Source organism: Methylobacterium sp. 001424705, assembly GCF_059816145.1.
The window spans coordinates 1-1,363 of the sequence record NZ_JCBANU010000078.1 but is presented as its reverse complement, the minus strand read 5'-3'; the positions used below and the strand labels follow the sequence as shown (position 1 = coordinate 1,363).

Annotated in this window: 1 protein-coding gene and 1 pseudogene; one reads left to right on the top strand and one right to left on the bottom strand. The window is 59.1% G+C overall.

All coding sequences use genetic code 11. The annotated features are described in order from the left end of the window. Nucleotides 1-635: calcium-binding protein (locus AC6EUL_RS22815; protein WP_499872891.1), on the bottom strand; the 635-nt coding region annotated here is incomplete at its 3' end. Nucleotides 636-1,023: 388 nt separating this feature from the next. On the opposite strand from AC6EUL_RS22815, the pseudogene AC6EUL_RS22810 reads away from it, so the two are divergent. Further along, nucleotides 1,024-1,302, top strand: a pseudogene (locus AC6EUL_RS22810) (transposase); the annotation flags it as partial. Nucleotides 1,303-1,363 lie beyond the last annotated feature (61 nt).

The following is a 1,363-nucleotide window of genomic DNA, read 5'->3' as shown; positions in this document are numbered from 1 at the left end:
AGGACGTCCGCGCCCGAGCCACCGACGAGAACGTCGTTACCCTCGTTGCCCCACAGGATGTTGTTGCCGGTGCCGCCGACGATCTCGTCGCTGCCCAAGCCGCCCAGCAGGATGTCGTCGTCGGCGCCGCCGCTCAGGAAGTCGTTACCGATCCCACCGCTGATGATGTCGTTGCCGTTGCCACCGTGGACGTTGTCGTCGCCGTCAGCGCCGTCCAGGGTGTCGTTGCCCTCACCGCCGGCGAGGAAGTCGTTGCCGTTCCCGCCGTAGAGATAGTCTTTGCCCGCGCCCCCGTTCAGGATGTCGTTGCCTGCGCCGCCGTTCAGCACATCGTCGTCGATGCCGCCATCGAGGTTGTCGTCGCCCACTCCGCCGTCGAGGTTGTCGTTGCCTTCGCCACCGAGGAGACGGTCGTCACCCTCGTCGCCCCGCAGGATATCGTTGCCGAGGCCGCCCTCCAGCCGGTCGAAGCCCGCCCCGCCGTAGAGCCTGTCGTTCCCATCCTGGCCGAATAGGATATCGTCATCGGCGCCACCCCACAGAATATCGTCGCCAAGACCGCCATAGATGGTGTCGTCCCCGGTGCCGCCGTAGATGGTGTCGTTCGCCGATCCGCCCACAAGAATTTCATCCATGGTTTTTTTCCTTCAATGCGTCTAGCAAGACATCGTCAGCGCTTTTTTCTCGGATTTACAGGTAAGTAGCGCCTGGAAATCGTAGAAATACGCAGGTTTAGGATGGCTTTATGAAAGGCGGCCATTCCTCCCTGGCGCGCAAGTGATCATAAATTTAGCGGGCTGTAACCGGTATTTTTTACTGAATCATACCCCAACCGGGGTCTGCCTTACGGCAAATACATCAAAAAAAATTGATCCATAAACTGGGATTAAAGCCTCTATTTCTGTTTTGGCAGATTAAGGCGCCAGCAAGTGTCATGAATGCGAGGTGGATGTCGGTACTGATCCGCCCCCATTGAAGTGGTCCGCCCTTTGGTATGGCTTTTGAGCCTGGAGGACGGACGAGATGGCAAAGCACCCGAAACCTGAGGAGATCGTTGCCAAGTTGCGGCAGGCGGATGTGCTGATCTCACAGGGCCAGAGCGTGGCCGATGCAATCCGCGCGCTCGGCGTGAGTTCGGTGACGTACTACCGATGGCGGCGTGAGTTTGGCGGCCTGAAGTCGGATCAAGTTCGACGGATGAAGGACCTGGAGACCGAGAACGCTCGGCTGCGAAAGGCGATTGCGGATCTCACCCTCGACAAGCTGATCCTGCAGGAGGCGTCCCGGGGAAACTTGTTCTCTATTCGGGGTTCATCGGTCAACTCCCTTTCGTGCGCATCCTGGTTCGGCGCGTGAACGGTCC